The sequence below is a fragment of the Pseudanabaena minima str. Chao 2107 genome (assembly GCF_051131155.1).
GTDB lineage: Bacteria > Cyanobacteriota > Cyanobacteriia > Pseudanabaenales > Pseudanabaenaceae > Pseudanabaena > Pseudanabaena minima.
In genome coordinates this window covers 1448974-1469485 of record NZ_CP159508.1, presented here as the reverse complement: position 1 = coordinate 1469485, position 20512 = coordinate 1448974, and the positions used below count along the sequence as shown (strand labels likewise).

Genomic DNA, 20512 nt, shown 5'->3' with positions numbered 1-20512 from the left:
GAGAGTGCACCCTTTAGGGCGCACTCTCACAACATATTTAATCTCATAAATGAAATAGGGTTGCTATATTTTTCTATAAATTTAGTGAAACTTGTTAAAAACCGTCTTTAGGTTTGCCTACACTCGGTCATAAGTATTAAAATAAGTTACAGCTATCAAAAAATTGTTAACTAGTTCAGCAATCTTGGGTCTTTCAATTACATGAGTAAAGTTTACGATTGGTTTAACGATCGCCTTGAAGTCGGGGCGCTCGCTGAGGACGTTACGAGTAAGTACGTCCCCCCCCATGTCAATATTTTTTATTGTTTAGGTGGCATCACCCTCACCTGCTTCCTAATTCAGTTCGCGACAGGTTTCGCGATGACCTTTTATTACAAACCCTCGGTCACTGAAGCATTTGAATCAGTACGCTACATCATGACCGACGTTAATTTCGGTTGGTTGATCCGCTCAGTCCACCGTTGGTCTGCAAGCATGATGGTCTTGATGATGATCCTGCACGTTTTCCGTGTGTATCTAACTGGCGGTTTCAAAAAGCCCCGCGAATTGACTTGGATCACTGGTGTCATTCTTGCTGTGATCACCGTTACCTTCGGTGTAACTGGATACTCCCTACCTTGGGATCAAGTTGGATACTGGGCAGTTAAGATTGTATCTGGTGTACCTGATGCAATTCCTGTTGTTGGTGGAACTTTGGTTGAGCTATTGCGTGGCGGACAAAGCGTTGGTCAAGCAACTCTTACCCGTTTCTACAGCTTGCATACCTTTGTATTGCCTTGGTTGATTGCCGTATTCATGCTGGCTCACTTCTTGATGATCCGTAAGCAAGGTATTTCTGGTCCTTTGTAAGGTTTCTTATCTTAGAAACTCGTATAGGATTTTCCTATTAGATAATTTTAGAAAACCATAACGCAATAAATAAAGCAATAACATGGCAAAGACTGAAAAGCTCCCTGATTTAAATGATCCAATTTTGCGTGCAAAGTTGGAAAAGAACATGGGTCACAACTACTATGGCGAACCAGCTTGGCCAAATGATCTGTTGTACATGTTCCCTGTAGTAATTACTGGCACGATCGCTTTGATTACTGGTTTGGCAGTGCTTGACCCTACAATGGTCGGCGAACCTGCTAATCCTTTCGCAACTCCTTTGGAAATTTTGCCAGAGTGGTTCCTCTATCCTGCATTCCAAATTTTGCGGATTGTTCCTAACAAGCTTTTGGGCGTACTGCTTCAAAGTTTGATTCCTGTTGGTTTGATTCTCATTCCTTTCATTGAGAATGTAAACAAGTTCCAAAATCCTTTCCGTCGTCCTGTAGCAATGGCTGTATTTCTATTTGGTACTGCTGTTACTCTTTGGTTGGGAATTGGCTCTACCATGCCTATCGACAAGTCTTTGACTTTAGGCTTGTTCTAGTTAACTGATGTTGCGCGGAACGCAGATGATGAACTCCTACTGCTAGCGTGACAGGGCAAGCACTGGGGCATTGCCCCTACCTGTACAATTTTAGAATCTGTAGGGGCTGTGCCCCCGTGCCAGCCACCAATCTTGAGGATCGCAGGAATCCCTTTCACGTAATATCGGTAGTTAATTCTAATAAGTTGCTTGGCAGCTTGTTTGAAAACAAAAAAAGGATTTTGAGCATTGCTCAAAATCCTTTTTTTGTTTTCAAAGAGACATTTTGCAGAGACGCTCCCGATCGCCTAAAAATCCATTTAAGAATTGTAGTTTTTGCCCCCCTAGCCCCCAGAATTAGGGGGCTAGAGCAAAACTTCTCAAACACGCTGATTAATTCAACGTGAGTTCGATATCGCCATTTGCGTCGTGCTTCGCACGACGCAAATGGCGAAAAATGGTAAGAATCGCTTAGCGATTCTTACCATTTTTCGCTTTCGTCGAACTGACGTTAATTCAATGTGAGTTCGATACCGCGATTTGCGCTCAAGCTCAAACCAAGAAAAACCTTGAAAGTTTTGCCAAGAAAAACTTTCAAGGTTTTTCTTGTAGTTCATTTGATCGAAGATTACTGTAAGGTCAATACAGATGTATCATCATTTATGAACTAGAAAGAGGCAGGATAAGACGACTGAGAATACGATTATCTTCTAGTTGATAGAGAGATAGCTCACCGCCCGCCTCTAGCATGAGACTTTGACAAATCGCCAGATGTAACCCAGGGGGCTGGTCTAATAACGAAGGTGAAAGCGGATCGATCGCTCTGCCTTGATGTAGCTCCTGTAGTAAAGACGCATCAACCACACCGTAATCAGTAATTGATAGTTCTAGCAGCTTTTCGTCAATCTGACGACACCAAAGATCGATACGACCACCAACATCCGATCGCCCACAAGCAAACAACAACAACTCGTTTAAAATCATCTCCATCTTAGCGATGTCACCACCCACGACCACATTGGCTTGGTTATGTACCTGTGACCAAATTTGACGTTGTTTTACCAACGAATCAACGCGCTCCAAAGCTCGTTTGAGCATACCTGCAAGGGGAGCAGTCTCATAGTTGGGACGTAACCGCCATTGCTCCTTACGGATAATTTGTGGCAGTGGCGATAGAGAACCCTGTAATTGCTTGAGAGAACTTTGCAAAGTAATGTTATTGATGCCGCCAGTTCCATTGGCACGAGCATCAGTATCTAACAAGCGCTGTACTCCTGTACTAACAGTGCGATAGATATCTTCTAGACGACGATGCTTGTACCAGTTGAGACGTTCCAATTCCTGACGATTGTGCTTGAGATGATCAACTAGTAATAAATGGCGGCGTGACCAAGCTAACTGATTTGCCAACATATTAAATGCTTGCAATTGGCGATCAATCCAACGTCTTCCCACGCGATCGGCTACCAAAATCATCCCTGTAGGCTGGTGATCAGGAGTTGTACGCAATGCAGTTAACATCAAGTGACCAAGAGCAGGTGCATTCAGCCAAGCTTTAGTCTGTTCTGGTAAATCGTGAATACTCAGAGGCAGAATTCCTTCACTTTGGATCGCCCATTGAGCAAGTGGATCTTCTTCGATCGCGATCAGAGTTTCAGTAATTGTGAGCTGATATTCGTCACGACTCGCAAATACTGAGGCGATCTGTCCACCTTGCCGACCTGGAAGCCATACTACTAGTACAGCTAGCGGCGACTGTGTAACTTGAGCCATTAACTGCGTTGCGGTATGATGCAGTTTCTCAAGGGCATTACATTGCTGTAATGCAACTAGACCAAACTGAACGGCCTGATGCGACTTTTGACGTTCATCGGACAAGCGCTGTAATTCATTTTGGTGAACAATTAACCCAATCTGTTGAGCAACTGCTTGCACCATTTCTCGTTCTGGACGTGACCATGTGCGTGGTGCTTCGTGGGCAACAGCGAGAATACCTTCGAGGGACTTCCCAATCGAAGTACTACTGACAATCATCGATCGCACATCTAGATCAAGTAAGGGAGTTCGCCATGAAAGAAATTTAAAATCGCTATCAAGATTCTCGACTGTAGCCGCATCGGGGGACTGCTCCATCATCTGCACATCAACGGGAGCTAATCCTGGTAAAAACGTAGGGAGCGGACGACGATTTTTAGGATGATACTGAAAATCAATCTTAAATACATCATTATCTTTGTCATAGGTTGCTACCCAAAAGCGTTCTAGCCCTAGGCGCTGACATAGCTGTTCAGCAGCTTGATCGAGAGCGCTCTGCCAATCATTATCTGAATAGATCGCCCTTGCAATCCCTGCGGTGAGAATCTGATCGGAAGCAATACGATCAAGAGTGACTTCCATTTCTTCTAGGGGTGCGGTAATGGCAGCGAGTTGCGCCGCACCGCGCACAAAATTACGCTCATCATCAGTCCAGAGTCGGGGTTCATCACCTTCTACTGACAAAAAGCCTAAGAGTTCAGATTGAAAAAATATCGGCGCAATAATAATGGAAACTGCTCCAAATTGTTCCATGACTCGATTGCTAACTTCGCCCTTGGTCATGGATTTCGCATCAACTACCACCACTATCTGATCTTTCGATAGAGCCTGATAAAGGGTAGGCGCGTTTTGGACAGTTACTCCAGCCGTATTGTCAACAGCTTGCTTAGATTTTGGACCTGGCTGGCGATTGACAATTCGTCGCCAGAAATATTGATGCTCGCGTTCAAACCAATAGATGCTGGTGTGATCGGGCATGACGAAGCTATGAGTTTCCTGCACAATCTCTTCAAGGCGCTCATTGAGTGCAGGAATATTGCGGATTTTTGAGAGAATTTGCAGTAATGGCTCGTCAGGACGTTTGGTATTGTGATGATGCCATTCGTCATCTAGACGGCTGAGGGTTGAACCAAGACTACCAAGAACAACCGATAGTCTAGCTCTTTCTTCGTTACGTGGTGTAACATTCCATAGGTTTGAGCCTAAGAGAACTACGCCAAAACTGCGATCGCGATGGTAGATCGGCCAGAGCAATGTGCCTTGAATATCAAATTTTTGGGCTAATTTTTGCCATTCGCCACTACGCTTCTCTTGACGCAAATCGGCGATCGGGACTGGCTTACGTTGCAAAATCACCTGATCAAGCAGATCACCTGCATTAAGATTAAATCTCTCTTTTAAGAATTTGATTTCACCCGCAGGTGTCGTCCCACCTTTGCCTGTTAGTCGGTGGTTTTCTGCATCATACAGCCCAATCCAGAGAAGTTTGTACTCAAAATTGTCTCGAAGATAATCGAGGGTTGCAGTCAATAGGTTGTCAATACTGTCCTCATCACGCAAGAACTGCATGATTCGCCCAAGGTTAACAAATTGGCGATCCCATGGGTTAGCTCCTGCTTGACTCATATTTTTGCCCTGACGTTTTTAGACTTAGGTATGGTTAGAGCGACGTAGCGAAATAAAATGGAAATTTTTAGAAATTAAGATTATAAAAAGTATTTCAACACAATCGTACAATCTTTAGCTTAGAAAGTCAGCAACACGCCATACTTTTATTGATTTTATTAACTTTTATAAGCACTTGTCCAAAATAAATTACCCAAACCCATAAAGTCGCGACCCTGCGGGTCGCAACTTTATGGGTTTGGGTTTGTAATTAATTACGTTAATCACTTTCATCTACTTAGCATTTATTTATTTCCCATCTAATACCAAAACTAAAAATGGCTACGCCATTTTTAGTTTTAAAAACCCTGACTGGGTTTGGGGTTTAATTCACAAAAGTGTTGTCACACTTTCGTGAATTGGTCTAATAGCGTATGTTGTGGCGCAAAGCGCCACAACATACGCTATTAGATGATTAATTACCTATAAGCCACTCTAGCGATCGCTCACCGATTTGCAAAGGAATACTCACAGCTTTGCCAAGTCTGGGACGTTCCTTCGTGATTTCAATAAATTTTTGGACTTGCTCGACTACGCCCCAATCACTGAGATAGGAGGCGATCGTGTCCAGATGTTGAATAAATTCGGCTTCGTTCATCGAAAAGGATTGCTGCTCTTGATAGCGCCACATTACTTGCAAGAAAATTTTACCCTGTGTTTTGCGTAATTGTACGTCATAGGAATAGTCCCATTTATTGGCGATCGCCTGACGGAGTTCTGCGCCTGTCATAGTTTCTACATTTTTTTGCTTACAGCGCAAAGCGCTGTAAAACATCTTATACCAATTCACAAAAGTGTCGGCACACTTATGTGAATTAGAACCTAAAGCCAGTAAGGGTTTTATAGCTATCGCCATTCTTGTTAGGATATAAAACCCAAATAGCGTGAGGCGGCGCTTCGCGCCGCCTCACGCTATTTGGGTTTTGAGCTATAGCTATAAAAACAACCTACATCATCGCCTTACCCAAATGACCTTGAGCATCTTGCAATAATTTCTCGGCAGTAGCCATATCTAAATTTTTCCAATGCATTAACAAAGCTAGTTTCACCCGCTTACCTGATCGCTCTAATAGTTGTGCGGCATCATCACGACTACTTGATGTGAGATCGCGAATAATCCGAATGGCACGATCTTCGAGCTTGCTATTGGTGACAGCGACATCGATCATTCGATTGCCATAAACCTTTCCTAGCTGCACCATCACACCAGTCGAGATTGTATTTAGTACAAGTTTTGTAGCTGTCCCAGCCTTGAGTCTGGTTGATCCTGTCAAAACTTCGGCTCCCACTAACGGACGGATCTCGATATCGTATTGGCTAGGAAATTGATCAGGTGGCACACAACAAAAAAAGATTGTTTTTGCACCCCGATGATTGGCTTCCTTGAGCGCTCCATGGACATAGGGTGTAGTTCCGCCTGCGGTAATGCCAAAGACAACATCGAGATCGCATATATTTCTTTCGGCGATCGCATCTTTGCCGTCATCTTCGCGATCTTCGAGGGCTTCAGAACTGCGTACCATAGCATTCATCCCACCCGCCAAGATACCTTGAATCAGATCAGGATCACTGCAAAAAGTGGGTGGACATTCAGCAGCATCGAGGACACCAAGCCGACCACTCGTACCAGCACCAACATAAAACAATCGACCACCACTGGCGATCGCTGAAGCAATAGTCATAATTGCTGCGGCGATCGCTTCTTTTTCGATACCGACTGCGGCAACTGCTTTAGCATCCTCTTGGTTAAACAGTTCGACAATTTCTAAAGCACTGAGCCGATCCAAATTTTGGCTATGGGGATTTGCTTGCTCGGTTAGCAAATAACCGCGATCGCCATTGTTCATTGCACTGTTCACTGCATTGTTTATGGGGCTATTTATGGGGCTATTCACTGTCCAAACTCAACTCTTGCTTTTTCGACAATTTCTGCGGTAATCGTATCACTACCTGCGGCTTGAGCCAGTTGCTCGATTCTTTGACGTGCCTGAGATCGTACAAAGTAGGGAATATTTTTGTACTTGACTTTTGCTTCGGCAGTCCAAGTTAAGCCCTCGTCATAATCCGATTTTTGCATGGTTCTCTCTAATAAACTTGCGATCGCTAGTATGCCATCACCTTAGTTTTCAGCAAAATTTACTTCGTGTAGATTTACAATCATGCTTTAAAACCGAAAAGCCCGTCTCCAGCAAACTCCAAAAGCTTTGGTGTACGCTGCGCGTGCGCCAAAGCTTTTTGGGTTTGTTGCTTACAGCCAATTGCCAACCAAGATAAATGAAGACCAAAAGTAAGGATGTTTTAGGTCAACGCCTCTAGTATCGACTTGGAATGGAATATTGGGAAATCCTTTGATACCAAATATTTGGTTATTCTTAACAGTTACTTCACCACGCAAAAATGCTAATTGAGCTTCTTGCAGGGCGATCGCTTTACTGGGTGCTGTGGACAATCCACGATAGAAACGAATCATTAATGGAGCCGTACCTGCATCACTGACTGCCCAGAGAGAAGCTAAGACACTCTTCGCCCCTGAATCTACTGCTAAACCTGCTAAGCCGAGATTTTGTCCCACTGCGGTTTCACAAGCGCTAAGAGTAAGTAAATCCGTCACTAGATTCATTTTGGAGATTTGATTCATTTGTAAGCGATCGCCCCAAAATTGAATAAAAGATTCCTCTGGTGACTGTTTGACAAATTTGGCATGGGTAGCTAGATGGATAATTCCAAAATTTTGACTACTGGTTTGCGATCGCAAATTATCCTTGGTAAAGGCGCTGTTCATAAAGTTTTTGCCAACTAACACCTGCGAGGAAATCGTTTCAACTTCTACTTTGGTAGCAGGTAATGGTGACCAACCTTCAACGGACTCAGATAAGCCCATCGCTAGGATTTGGGGAGTCAGAGCGCGATCGGGATGGTTGGCTTCTGTTAACTGCCATGAGGGAATCGTCGTGACTGCATATTTCTCAACTAAATAACGCTTACCATCATGGAATGCGGCTGGTGGGACGACGCGCAAATTGCCATTCATCACAAATACGAGAGTTTTTATTTGAGCTTTTTCTAGCTCAGGTTCCATTGGGCGCACTACCCAATCATAAAGCTGTTGTGACTGCGGTAAAAAGTCTTCGGAACTGGTATCACGTAAATTATTGCGAAAATCAATGATCACGCGATCGACTTCTTCGGAGGTGACGTTATAGGCAACTTTCCGAAACGGAGTTCCACTAGCTTGATTGCTTTGAACTAACGGAATTCCCATTTTCTCCTCTAAGGATTTAGCACCAATCCGAGTCCGTGAAAATATTCCCGCAGGTCGATTGGGACTGGAAGGTGGTACGCCAATTAGTTCTAAACCACCTTTAGAAGTGGTGACATAAATTAGAGCGGTCGGGCTACCTGTCAATTTTGAGATGCGCTCCACTTCTGAGGCATAGCAGTCATTACTGTCGGGATGAAGTGATCGCAGTCGTTTGTGTAAATAAGCCTCTAGTTCGGCGCTATATCCTTTTTCGAGGGCATTACAAGCTTCTGGCAATTGATTTTGAGCTGCATATTGTCTTGCTAAGAGGAAGTACAGTCGCCCAATTTGTCCACGAATTTCTGCTATGTCAGGGGACAAGTCAACCTGCTGTTGATCGCTATTGCCCGAACGACTTAAGGAATTGATCAGATTTAAAAGTATTAATGGATTAAAGCCATTTCCAGAAGGATTTCTGGAAGGGTTATCAGAATTGTTGGGATCTCGAGAAGGATAATTAGATTGCGATCGCACCGATTTGGGAATACTCAACGACAATATCGCAAACGTCAAGGAAAGAAACCATAACAGAAAATATCGCATATGAGTTTGCTCCCAAATTTTCTTAGAGTTCTATGCAGTAATTTTGATTTACCTATTCAGCGTTGTGGCTTAAGTGATTTGTAGTAAGCAGTACAATCTGTGATTACTATATTCCAATTTTAGCAATTTCTAGCGAATGTTTCTCCTAAAGCAAAGGTTCGATATGGTACTGAAGTGAAGATAATTTATTTTCAACGATATCCCATACCACATCAAAATCAAGCTGATCGTATTCATGCACAATTACATCCCGCATCCCTGCCATTTCTCGCCACGCAATTTCTGGATGCTGCTGACGAAAAGTTTGCGATAGCCGTTTGGTGGCTTCGCCAATAATTGCAATTTGGTAAAGGACTGCTGATAGTTTTTCGTCATTTGATTCTAGGTCTAACCGACTTATTTTGTCTGTGTAGCGCTGGATGCGTTTGATAGCAGTTGAAATATCAATTAGGGATTCTTGATCGCGTGACATAGATTGTTTTTGCTGATTCTAAAATGTTTTTACGCCTGAGCCAATTTTCACTCCGTTCGATCGCAGATTTAATGATCATGTCTACTTTACGTCCAAATATGTGTTGCAGTTCATCACGCATTTGCAGAGTTTCAGTTAATCCACGTTTGCTAGAGGGGGAAATGGTTAGCAATACATCAATGTCACTATCGTGGCGAAAGTCATCGCGCAGAACGGAACCAAATAGGGCAAACTCAGTTACTTGCCACTTATGACAAAATACAACAATTTGTTCCATTGGTAACTGAACAGCTGTGGTTGTCATGTTAGTTCTACTCCTCAGACTTATAGCCGATAGGGGACTTATCATCCAAGATTTTATTTTAAATTCATTTTAATGCCACCAGCAGGGGCAAGGGTAACACCTCGGCGTTGTGGCTTAACTGGCTTATGCTCGGCTAACTCCAAATCATAGTTCGCAAGAATTGTTGCTAAAACAATCTTCATTTCAAACTGGGCTAGAGCTTCACCCACACAGCGACGCACACCGCCACCAAAGGGCATAAACTCATAGGGAGAGAATTGGCGATCAAGAAACCGCTCTGGTTTAAATAGTTCGGCATTAGGATACAATTCTTCACGATGATGTAAGAGATAGATGCAACCAAGCACAATCGTATTTGACTCCAATTTGTACCCCAATAGTTCCATAGGCTCTTGGACAACTCTAGGGAAGGTTAGCATCGCTACAGGATGAATTCGCAAAGTTTCATTGCAAACTGCGGTCAGGTATGGCAATCGAAAAATACTCATCCAATCCGTTGGATCGGTGACGCTCTTTAACTCTTGCCATAGTTTCTCTTTGATATCTGGCAAGTGATGAATCCAATATAAAGCCCAAGACATTGCTGTTGCTGTGGTTTCATGTCCTGCGAGTAACAAGGCAAGTAGTTCGTCATGCAATTCCAGATCGGTCATCCCCTTTCCTTCTTCGTCACTGGCGGATAGGAGCATTGCCAGAATATCAGTGCGACTTGGATCGGGATGAGCGCGACGTTCGGCGATTTCTAAATAGATTAATTTATCGATTTGTTCTTTTTGTCGGACAAAGTTGCCCCAAGGACTCCAAGCACCGAAATCTTTTTGTAGAGATGGAAAGAAGAGGGCTGCTGAGGTGAATGGTGAGTTGAATAGCTCGGTCATTTGGCTCATCAGTTTTTTTAGTTGCTGACAGCGATCGCCTTCATATAGACCAAATACTGCTTGGAGGATAATTTGTAGCGAGATGTCCTGCATTGCATCGCGGACAGTAAAGCTCCTATTTTGAGTTTTATTGATATCTAAATTTTTGAATACTTTGGTGGTTATTTCAAAGACTAGCTGTCCATAGTTTTGCATCCGTGAGCCATGAAAGGAGGGCATCACTAGTTGTCGCCGCTTTTTGTGGCGATCGCCGTCTAGCATTATTACCGATGCGTCGCCTAATATTGGTTTTAAAATCCCGTTCAGTTCCCCTGGGGCGCTAAATTGTTTGCGATCGTTGGTGAGGATTTGCTGTATGGCTTGTGGTTCGTTCACGAATACAATCGAGCCGCCGAAACCAACAATTTTTGCTGTAAAAATATCTGGATATTTTCGTACTGCTTTCTCCATGTAACCCACAGGATCAGCGACCCATTGAATTTGTTGCAATAACGAGATGGTTTCGATGGGGTTAATTGCGGTGAGCATGTTGTATTTTATGATTTCGGTTTGTTTCTATTTTATATCAGCCACTCTTTTTCCATACGTTCTAAGTCTTTGATTGCGCCGAGTTGTTGATAGACAGTTTTGGCTTTGTCGTAGTATTGCTGAGCAAGGGGGATGTCTTCGCGCTTTTGCCAAACTTGGGCTAATCGGAAATTGCATTCAGCCATAAATTGCAAATCCCCTAACTCAGTAAAACGTTGTAACGCATCATTTAAGAGTGTTTCTGCTAAATCCAGATTTTCTCTACTTAATTCAACTTCGCCCAGCGAACCGATAGACCTTGCCATACCCGCGCGATCGCCTAATTCAGTTCTTAATTGCAAAGATTGCCTGTAAAGAGATTCCGCTGCATCCCAGTTGCCACGGATTTGCTCAATTCCTCCCCATTGACCCCAAATCATAGCCACACCCGCGTGATCGCCTAATTCAGTACGCAATTGCAAAGATTGCCTGTAGAGAGATTTTGCCCCATCCCAGTTACCACGATTGCGCTCGATGTCTCCTAATGTACCGATAACTTGTGACATTCCCTGCTTATCGTCTAATTCAGTGCAAGTTTCAAGTTTTAATTTGTAGAGAGATTCCGCCCCATCCCAGTTGCCTCGATTGCGCTCAATGTCTCCCAATACGCCCCAAGAACTTGCCATACCCGTGCGATCACCTAATTCTTCTTCAACTGCTAAACATAGCCTGATAAGAGATTCTGCCGCATCCCAGTTACCTCGATTACGCTCGATGGCTCCCAATTGTCCAGTTAAATTTGCGATTAACCTCTGATCGTTTAGCTCCTTAGCAATAGATAAACCATCTTGATAATATTTTTCTGCCTCATTCCAATTGCCCCAAGCTTTATGTCTAGAGCCAATACGTCCCATAATATAAGGCTGTCTAGACTTTTCTAGATATGGTAAAACCTGTTCGCAAAGTTCCAATAGGAGCGACCAATAACCCCAAAACTCCAAGTATTTTTCTATTTGATAAATTAAATCATTAGCTTTATCATAATTACCTAGCTGAAAGGCAAAATACTGGGCTTCTAAAGCAGGGCGCAAGTCTTCAAGAGTTTTCGGATTGTCTAGGGCTTTGCCAGTACAGTAGAACTTATACACAATCCTCATCAGTTCAGGAATCTTGTCCGCATATTCCCGTTGCAAAAACTGCATGATTACAGAATGCAGATCGTAAAAATCTCGATAGCACGTTTCATCATAACGGCTCTGTAACAAACTTGCCGCCACCAACTGACCGATCAGTAATTCCGTTTCCTCAAGTTCCGCAGAAGTCAATTCCACGGGTTTCTCAATTTCTACTGCCATCTCAAGTCGATTATCCTTTTCCCAATTGTCGGTATACAAACGCAAAAAAGTTAATCCATGCACATCAATCCCCATCCGCAACACACACATCCTCACCAACAGTTCCTTTGCCGCTTCACTGAGCCTTCCTATTTGCTCCCGTAGGATTGGTGCTGCTTTTGTCGTCACCAGTTGGGGATTTTGCCGCAAATATCCTCGCCTTCCTTGGCTAGCCCCCACCAATAGCTTGAGCAACAACACATGACCATCCACCTGCTCCGCAACCCAAGCCAAATCCGCCTCACTATCTGGCGACTTTAAATCCTTCAAGATTTGGACACTATTTGACTGAGATACCCCCACTATCCTCTCCACACGCACCAAAAGCGGATCGATTTCCCCATCACTGCGCCGTTCTGCCAAGTCATAGGGCATCTCCCGACTAGTTAGCAAAACATGGGAATTATGTCGCCAATAAACCAACGCATTCAACAAATCGCCCACAGGTTCTAATCGCGACTTTCTGGGCTGACTGCCCCCATTACCAGAGCCATTGTCTTCACAAGCTGGCTGCAAAATTTCCTCTAAATTATCCAACACCAACAAACACCGCTCTTTCTCCAAGCATTGCAATATCCCATAAATCTTGTCCTCAACCTTGGGGAAATTGGCTTGTAAATTCCCCAATAACAAATTCGCCAAATCATCAAAACTCGTCCCTTCCCGCACCCGAAAATAAAACACTTGCTTATACTGCGGCACAATCTTTTCCATTAGTTTGATCGCCAAACTCGTCTTGCCAATTCCCCCCTGCCCCAATAACACCAACACCCGCAAAGTAGACTCTTTTAGAAAATTTTGTAACTGAGTGAGCAACACCTCCCGCCCATGCCACACTGGAATCGAAGGCAAAGGCTCATTAGCACGAAATCTGTCTTTCTTTTTAGGTGAGTTTAGTTTTGTAAACTCATCATTAAGCCAATCTCTTAAAATTTGCCACTTACCTTTACTCTTATCTTTCAAATCATGGCAAACTTGCTCAAAACACTTATAAACCAAGGTTTGCTGTGCTTCCTTAGTCTTATTATCTTTAAAAGGATTATCTGCAACTCCATGATGTTCAGGGAATGACTCAATAAAAGTTTTTCGCACAATTGACTCTGTAGGTGCGTTAGAGCTTAAAGCTTTAAGATTTCTAATATTCTCATCAGCAAGTTGTGTTAAAAACTCCCGCCACTCCATAGTTCACCCTATTTCAATCTTGGCAATATTCACGAATTTGCTCAATCACATTAGAAGACACGCTTAGCTTCTCCCATCACAATATCACGCAAATATGGCTGCAAAGAATCTGGTGTCCCTAAATCGATCGCACACCCTAAAACCCTTTCCAAATAACGCTGCAACCGTGCAAATGTAAACAAACCTACAGGCTTCTCAAATTCCACCAACAAATCTACATCACTTTTGACATTTGCCTCATTTCTACTCACCGAGCCAAACAAAAACAAAGCTGAAACATGAAACTGCGCGATCGCCTCACGGTGTTCTTGCAACAATGCGATCGCCTCTTCACAAGACAACACCGTACTATTTGCATTTACGATTTCAAGATCGCGATCGGCTAATTTCATCTTGCAAAATTATGTTTTTATAGAGCGTTAGCAAAACATTAATTTCAATGATAAGGGCAATCTAGGAAATAATAGGGCAACTTCGGGAATATTAGGAAATATAAGGACAAAGCTAGAAAATCCCTGGGTACAAGCCTTTGAGGAAACCCTGTTGAATTAACTCATTGATTTCAATGTGTTTCTCAAATGTCTAAATTCTCTACAAAGGCTGTTTGCAACTTTACCAAGCGCCTTGCCTACAAAGTTGTCATCAACTCCGCGATCGCGATTGTAACTACTGCCCCTACTCAAGGCTCCCTTCCAAATTGGGATGGTTTATCGGATATTCTTCGCAAGAGCTTATTCGTATCAGTACAGCAAGAAGTTATCAAACACTTGCACCCCAAAAAGCAAAATGTAAAACCTGTGCTTGCTGGAAGTAAAAATGAAAAAGGTGATCGCTAGCTATAGTTTTGCGTTTTATTGCAAGCAGTAACTACACAAGCTACTTTACGTCAGCTAATGTAGCCTCCATTCCCCACAAAGCCATGCAACCAGAATCCAACCTCCCCAAACCAGTCGCACCATTTCCCCAACTATTTAGCGGAATGCTTGCCCTATCCATCGCCCTTGTCGGTAGTGCCTATCTCGCTGGCAATGCCCTGCGATCGCTTAGATCTAACGACGTGTTGACCGTAATTGGTTCATCGACCCGTCCCATCCGTGCTGACTTTGTGATCTGGCGTAGCTCCGTTTCTAGTCAACAGACAACATTGCCTCTTGCCTTCCAAGAACTCAAACGCTATAACGAGCGCGTGCGTGCCTACCTCAAGAGCAAAAATATTCCTGATGACGCGATCACCGTGAGTGCGATCGAAACCCAGCCTATTCCTGAAACCAATAGTAACGGGGTGCAAACAGGCAAAACCATTGCCTATCGACTAATACAACGCTTTGAGATTCGGTCTAAGGATGTTGATGGTATTAGTGCGATCGCCCAATCAAGCACTGATTTGATTAACGAAGGTATTCCCTTCACCTCAGACCCTGCGGAATATCTCTATACGCAGCTTAGCCAGTTGCGGGTGGAAATGATTTCGGAAGCGACCAAAGATGCTAAGGCTAGAGGTGATGCGATCGTCAATGTCTCTGGTAGTCGTCTTGGCACAATTCGCAAGGCGGAAACCGATGTCTTTCAAATTACGGCGCGATATTCTACCGAAGTGAGCAACAGTGGCTCCTATAACACCACCTCCATTGACAAAGATATTCGGGCTGTGGTTGCGATTACCTTTGCTGTTGAATAATGATAGAGGTGACACGAAGTGTCACCTCTATCATTAATTGCTGAAGCCATGAGTTATTTTAGTTCGCACTCGCCTGCTGCACCTTGCCCTGTCTGTATGCGTGGGCAGATTGCCCCCATGCCGATGATGGACTCTCTGGCTTGCGACTTTTGTAGTCATATTTTCCTGCTTGAGCAAAGTGAGGATCAGCGTCAGCAGTTTTTACGAATGGCAGATACCATCTCCACATTGCGATGGGCTTGGACAGGTAAGCGTTGGGAAAATGCAAACGCTGTGCAGGTTTATAACAGTCGTTGGTTGAGCATTTTAGGCATTTTGTTAGTAATCATCCCCACTGCGATCGCATCCCTTGCGGCTTATTTTTTTGCACCAGAACCCGATGTTCCCTTAGCATGGTTTCCCAAGTTTTGGGCGATCGCCACATTTTGCGGTCATTTATTTGTGCTGCTATCAATTACTCGCGACTACACCCAGTTTCCCATCGGCGCTTACTGGCGCTCAATTACAAGATCTTTCAATAGGTAGAGACAATTCATGAATTGCAAACCAAAACCCGTAAAGTTGCGCCCCGCAGGGGCGCAACTTTACGGGTTTTGGTAATTTATTTTGCACAAGTATTTAAAATGGCAATATGGCAAAAAAGAAAAAAAGTGAATCAAAGGGAAGTAGATCCCTAAAAAAGACTTTACGCAAGTCTTTATCGATATTTCGTTACGGAATTAAAGCCCTAGGACTTGTGTGGACAACTAGCCGAGTTTTAACTGTGGCGATCGCGATCTTCACGATCATGAGTGGGCTATTACCAGCAGCGATCGCCTATGTGGGCAAGTTGATTGTCGATAGCGTCGTGTTGGCTTCGCGGAATGGATTATTAAGCGATCGCAATTTGGCACTTAGTTATGTGGGATTTGAAGCAATCTTGATTGTGATTTTGGCGGCGGCACAAAAGGGATTAACTGTATCTCAATCTTTGCTGCGCGTGCTACTTGGGCAAAGAGTGAATGTCTTGATTTTAGAAAAAGCGCTCACCCTCGACCTAGCACATTTTGAGGATTCAGAATTTTATGACAAGATGTCTCAGGCGCGATCACAAGCCTCTAGTCGTCCGTTATCGCTGATCAGTCGTATCTTTGGTTTAGGTCAATCAGCGCTGACTCTATTGACCTTTAGCGGCTTGCTACTAAATTTTTCGGTTTGGGCTGTGATTGTCTTAGTATTAGCGGCGATTCCTTCTTTTATTGCTGAAACCAAGTTTTCGGAGCATTCATTCCGTCTCTTTAAATGGCGATCGCCTGAAACACGACAGCAGCATTATCTAGAAACATTACTGGCGCGAGAAGACTATGCAAAGGAAGTTCAGCTTTATCAATTAGGTGGAATGCTGCTACAGCGTTATCGCGATATTTTTGATCGCCTATTTGACGAAGATCGCAATCTTACAATTCAAAAGGGATTTTGGGGCTACCTGTTGGGGTTGCTGAGTACGGGCGCATTTTATGCCGCCTATGCATGGATTGTGATCGAGGCGATCGCTGGCAAAATCAGCTTAGGGGAAATGACAATGTATTTAGTCGTATTCCGTCAAGGTCAGTCTACTTTTGCCTCAGCGCTAACCTCTATCGGTGGCATGTACGAGGACAATCTCTATTTGGCGAATCTCTATGAATTTCTCGAACAACCGATTCCCCAATCTGATGGGATCATTACTAGAGGGATTGAGCCTGATGGCATTAGATTTGAAAATGTGTCTTTTTGCTATCCCGAAAGCCAAGAACCAGTTTTAAAGAATATTTCACTGCATCTCCAACATGGCGAAAAGCTAGCGATCGTCGGTGAAAATGGTTCTGGCAAAACTACTTTGATTAAGCTCCTGACGCGGTTATACGTGCCTACAAGTGGCAGGATTTTACTAGATGGCGTTGATCTCAATGATTGGGATATTGATGTTTTGCGAAAGAGAATTGGCGTAATTTTTCAGAACTTTGTGCAGTATCAGTTTACCGTGGGAGAGAACGTCGGTGTCGGTGATGTAGAACGGCTAAATGAGCATCAAGAATGGGAAGTTGCCACCGAGAAAGGCATGGCAAAACCCTTTATAAACAATATGCCGCAGGGATTTAGTACCCAGCTAGGCAAATGGTTTAAGGGTGGTCAAGAGCTATCGGGAGGTCAATGGCAAAAGATTGCTTTGTCTAGAGCATTTATGCGATCGCAAGCGGATATACTCGTCCTTGATGAACCAACTGCGGCTATGGATGCGGAGGCAGAGATGAATATTTTCAATCATTTCCGTTCGCTCACCAAGGATCAGATGGTAGTTCTCATTTCCCATCGATTTTCCACTGTCCGTATGGCAGATAAAATTATCGTGATGGCTGATGGCATAATTATTGAGCAGGGCAGTCATGAGCAGTTATTGGCTACCGATGGACGCTATGCCCATCTTTTTTCTTTGCAAGCAGCAGGCTACAAATGACAATTAGAGACTTGACGAGAAAAAAGGTACCACCGAGTTTGTATGGCTTCGACTTCGCTCAGCCAACGTTGGCTGAGCGAAGTCGAAGCCGTAGGTACTTTAATTAATCGTAACTCCCTTATGCAATTAATTATCCAAAAGCGATCGCAGGTCCTTTAGGAACAATGCGAGATGGATTGAGTTCGGGTAGCCCCGCATAATAGAGCCGCTTCACATGGTCGATACTGCAAACGGATTGAGCCTCAGCATATTGGTATAAATCGCAGCAATGGTTCCACAGATTTGGGAAGTCTATTAAGCGCTTAAGATTACACTTGAACAGTCCATAATAAGCCAAGTCAAATCGAAATAGCGTTGTAAATAAACACCAATCTGCAAGGGTTATTTGCGTGCCACATAAATATTTCTGTTGTCCGAGGAGATCTTCATATTTTTCTAAGGCTTGAAACAACTCAGTAACAGCTTCATCATAGGCTACTTGCGAAGTGGCAAATCCGCAACGATATACACCATTGTTGATGGGCTGATAGATATCATCAATAATGCGATCGATCTCATCACGCAGATGTGGTGCATAAAAATCTATATCCTGAAATTCTGAATCTAAGAATTCGTTGAATTCAGAATTAAACATTTGGATGATTTGCCGCGATTCATTGTTGACGATCTGATTGGTCTGCTTATCCCACAATATAGGCACTGTCACCCTTCCTGTGTAGGTTGGATTAGACTTGACATATACTTGCCATAGATAATCGGCATTATTCACAGTATCGCGAATAGATCCTGCATAGTCGGAGAATTGCCAACCTTGCTCGCTAATCACTGGATCGACTATCGAGAGACTAATGATATTCTCTAATCCCTTTAACTTCCATAGCAACACCGTGCGATGCGCCCAAGGACATCCCAAGGAAATGTAGAGATGATAGCGTCCAGATTCTGCCTTAAAGCCACTAGAGCCATCTGCTGTAATCCATTGACGGAACTGCGTGGACATACGCTGAAATTGCCCCTTCTCATTGCGTTCTGTCCACTCCGTTGTCCATTTACCATTGACTAATTGACCAAGCGCCATTTTATTTACTCCTGAATTTGTATTACAGCCTGTTGAGGCTTTGAGTAGTACAGAAATATTTTTGAAAGCGGCGCTTTGCGCCGCTTTCAAAAATATTTCTGGGTTTTAAGTAAGTGCAAAGCACTGTAAAGTACTTGCAAGACAAGCACTTTAATTTGTAAATGCGTAAGCTGCCATACTGAAAACGCCATAGATATAGCTACTATGCAGTTGCTTCCCTTTCGTCCCTCCTGCCCCCATCACCACAAATAAAGGCATTAGATGCTCATCTGTCGGGTGGTTTTCTTTGGCATAGGGAGCGCGTTGTCGATATTGCAGTAACGCTTCTTGATTTCCTTCAGTAATGTTTTGGGCAAGCCATTGATCAAAAACACGCACCCAATCGGGAGGTTCGGCATTGTAGGATTCACCAAAAGCATACATATTGTGAGTGGCGTTTCCACTGCCAATAATAAGAACACCTTCATGGCGTAAGGGTTCTAGGGCTTTGCCTATTTGCCAATGATGGAGGGGATCGCGGTAGTACTGCATCGATAGCTGCGTCACAGGAATATCGGCGGCTGGATAGGAAAGAAACAACGGAGTCCAAGCTCCATGATCCAAGCCTCTTGTGGGATGCGTTGCACAGGGAATACCCGCTTGCGTCAGTAATGTAACTACGCGATCGCTAAGTTCGGTCGATCCCAATGCAGGATAGCTCAATTCATAGAGTTGACTGGGAAATCCTGAAAAGTCATAGATAGTTCTAGGATGAGTCGCAGCGCTCACCATCGGGGGATCAGAGTGCCAATGTGCCGAGATCACTAAAATTGCTTTGGGCTTTGGAAATTGCTGATGCAGCGATCGCAAAAAATCACTAACAGCACCATCTCGAATCGGCAAATCTGGCGCACCGTGGGATAAGAAAATTGCGGGTAAGCTATCCATATATTTGTTTTATATAGAATAGTTCTAGCTAGAACTATATTCATAGATTAGTGCCTGTAATTTAGGTTGTCAATAGCTCAAAAAGATGAGTTGCTGCACTTCGCCCAGCAACTCATCTTTAAAAAGCCTGTCTAAGACGACTGAGTAAAACCTTAAGTAACTCTAGTTCTGAAGGTTCAAGTTTCTCGAACCTTTCTTTAATATGAGCAATATGAGCTGGAAAGACCTGCTCGAAAACCTCTTGTCCCTTTGTCGTTAATTGCACGTTCACACAGCGACGGTTATCTAAGGGTGTTTCTCTGGTTACTAATTCTTTTTGAATTAGGCGATCGATTACCCCAGTCAAAGTCCCTTTAGTAATTAAAGTTTTTTCGCCTAACTCCCCCATATTCATGCCATTGGTATTACCAAGGGAAGCAATAACATCAAACTGAGCAGGCGTAAGATCAAATTGGCGGATATGTGTTTCAGAATAAGCCGACAATGCTTGATAGGTTCTAACTAACTCGCGCATTGTGGGGATAAAGGCTTCATGGGCAGCTTGAACAGATTTATTCTGCGTTGAGGTCATTTGATTCTCATTAGAACTATTTTGATTAGTAATATTATAATTAAGGAATGACAGCGGATCGCACTACAATTCCTACTGTCGTTACGTGGAACCCTCATCCCCACCTCCATAAAGCTATGACACTCAAGTCATAAAACCTAACTAAGTCAACAATTAATCGCCCCCTAGCCCCCAATTCTGGGGGAACAAGAATTTTCAAAGTCCCCCAGAATTGGGAAATTTAGGGGGCTTAAATACATTCCCAAAGCGGGCACACAATCCCATATTGCTAAAGCTAGCTCGAAATATGGATAAATAATATCGATCTATATAGTCTTGGGATTAG

Annotated in this window: 19 protein-coding genes; 6 read left to right on the top strand and 13 right to left on the bottom strand. The window is 43.5% G+C overall.

The window, feature by feature from the left end; genetic code table 11:
• Window positions 1–201 precede the first annotated feature (201 nt).
• Both petB and petD read left to right on the top strand, forming a co-directional pair.
• Window positions 202–849, top strand: coding sequence for a cytochrome b6 (gene petB, locus ABM313_RS06370; protein WP_094528535.1), 648 nt, complete (start codon window positions 202–204; stop codon window positions 847–849).
• An 82-nt stretch (window positions 850–931) separates the two neighbouring features.
• The gene (gene petD / locus ABM313_RS06365) at window positions 932–1417 is read left to right on the top strand and encodes a cytochrome b6-f complex subunit IV (protein ID WP_094528536.1); all 486 of its coding nucleotides are present in this window, start codon (window positions 932–934) and stop codon (window positions 1415–1417) included.
• Between the two features lie 639 nt (window positions 1418–2056).
• Here the strand turns inward: petD and ABM313_RS06360 are convergent.
• From ABM313_RS06360 to ABM313_RS06315, 10 genes are all read right to left on the bottom strand, one after another.
• Complete coding sequence (locus ABM313_RS06360) at window positions 2057–4837, bottom strand: GAF domain-containing protein (RefSeq protein ID WP_434686830.1); 2781 nt, start codon at window positions 4835–4837, stop codon at window positions 2057–2059.
• Between the two features lie 454 nt (window positions 4838–5291).
• On the bottom strand, window positions 5292–5606 hold the full coding sequence (locus ABM313_RS06355) for a DUF3067 family protein (RefSeq protein WP_434686829.1): 315 nt from the start codon (window positions 5604–5606) through the stop codon (window positions 5292–5294).
• 217 nt (window positions 5607–5823) lie between these two features.
• The gene (gene murQ / locus ABM313_RS06350) at window positions 5824–6723 is read right to left on the bottom strand and encodes an N-acetylmuramic acid 6-phosphate etherase (RefSeq protein WP_434688393.1); all 900 of its coding nucleotides are present in this window, start codon (window positions 6721–6723) and stop codon (window positions 5824–5826) included.
• A gap of 44 nt (window positions 6724–6767) precedes the next feature.
• On the bottom strand, window positions 6768–6953 hold the full coding sequence (locus ABM313_RS06345) for a PCP reductase family protein (protein ID WP_094535522.1): 186 nt from the start codon (window positions 6951–6953) through the stop codon (window positions 6768–6770).
• 171 nt (window positions 6954–7124) lie between these two features.
• A complete protein-coding gene (locus ABM313_RS06340; protein ID WP_434686828.1) occupies window positions 7125–8720 on the bottom strand; it encodes a CHAT domain-containing protein in 1596 nt (531 codons plus the stop codon).
• A gap of 145 nt (window positions 8721–8865) precedes the next feature.
• The gene (locus ABM313_RS06335) at window positions 8866–9192 is read right to left on the bottom strand and encodes a HepT-like ribonuclease domain-containing protein (RefSeq protein ID WP_434686827.1); all 327 of its coding nucleotides are present in this window, start codon (window positions 9190–9192) and stop codon (window positions 8866–8868) included.
• A complete protein-coding gene (locus ABM313_RS06330) occupies window positions 9164–9496 on the bottom strand; it encodes a nucleotidyltransferase family protein (protein WP_434686826.1) in 333 nt (110 codons plus the stop codon). The genes ABM313_RS06335 and ABM313_RS06330 overlap by 29 nt, the downstream gene beginning before the upstream one ends.
• 53 nt (window positions 9497–9549) lie before the next feature.
• The gene (locus tag ABM313_RS06325) at window positions 9550–10902 is read right to left on the bottom strand and encodes a cytochrome P450 (RefSeq protein WP_434686825.1); all 1353 of its coding nucleotides are present in this window, start codon (window positions 10900–10902) and stop codon (window positions 9550–9552) included.
• Window positions 10903–10934: 32 nt separating this feature from the next.
• On the bottom strand, window positions 10935–13457 hold the full coding sequence (locus tag ABM313_RS06320) for a tetratricopeptide repeat protein (RefSeq protein ID WP_434686824.1): 2523 nt from the start codon (window positions 13455–13457) through the stop codon (window positions 10935–10937).
• Between the two features lie 50 nt (window positions 13458–13507).
• Complete coding sequence (locus tag ABM313_RS06315) at window positions 13508–13849, bottom strand: nucleotidyltransferase family protein (RefSeq protein WP_434686823.1); 342 nt, start codon at window positions 13847–13849, stop codon at window positions 13508–13510.
• Window positions 13850–14035: 186 nt separating this feature from the next.
• Here ABM313_RS06315 and ABM313_RS06310 point away from each other — a divergent pair, with 186 nt between their 5' ends.
• The 4 genes from ABM313_RS06310 to ABM313_RS06295 all read left to right on the top strand — a co-directional run bounded on the left by ABM313_RS06310 (window position 14036) and on the right by ABM313_RS06295 (window position 17611).
• On the top strand, window positions 14036–14293 hold the full coding sequence (locus ABM313_RS06310) for a hypothetical protein (protein ID WP_434686822.1): 258 nt from the start codon (window positions 14036–14038) through the stop codon (window positions 14291–14293).
• 83 nt (window positions 14294–14376) lie between these two features.
• Window positions 14377–15135: an SIMPL domain-containing protein gene (locus ABM313_RS06305; RefSeq protein ID WP_434686821.1), complete on the top strand. Its 759-nt coding sequence runs from the start codon at window positions 14377–14379 to the stop codon at window positions 15133–15135.
• 18 nt (window positions 15136–15153) lie between these two features.
• Window positions 15154–15660 carry a hypothetical protein gene (locus ABM313_RS06300; RefSeq protein WP_434686820.1) on the top strand — a complete coding sequence of 169 codons (507 nt, stop codon included), beginning with the start codon at window positions 15154–15156 and terminating at the stop codon, window positions 15658–15660.
• A 106-nt stretch (window positions 15661–15766) separates the two neighbouring features.
• A complete protein-coding gene (locus ABM313_RS06295; RefSeq protein ID WP_434686819.1) occupies window positions 15767–17611 on the top strand; it encodes an ABC transporter ATP-binding protein in 1845 nt (614 codons plus the stop codon).
• A gap of 130 nt (window positions 17612–17741) precedes the next feature.
• Here ABM313_RS06295 and ABM313_RS06290 read toward each other — a convergent pair whose 3' ends face one another.
• From ABM313_RS06290 to ABM313_RS06280, 3 genes are all read right to left on the bottom strand, one after another.
• Entirely contained in the window at window positions 17742–18689 is a 948-nt protein-coding gene (locus ABM313_RS06290) for a glutathione S-transferase family protein (protein ID WP_434688391.1), read from the bottom strand.
• Between the two features lie 150 nt (window positions 18690–18839).
• Window positions 18840–19616: a DODA-type extradiol aromatic ring-opening family dioxygenase gene (locus ABM313_RS06285; RefSeq protein WP_434686818.1), complete on the bottom strand. Its 777-nt coding sequence runs from the start codon at window positions 19614–19616 to the stop codon at window positions 18840–18842.
• A gap of 118 nt (window positions 19617–19734) precedes the next feature.
• Complete coding sequence (locus ABM313_RS06280; protein ID WP_434686817.1) at window positions 19735–20187, bottom strand: MarR family winged helix-turn-helix transcriptional regulator; 453 nt, start codon at window positions 20185–20187, stop codon at window positions 19735–19737.
• Window positions 20188–20512: the final 325 nt, after the last annotated feature.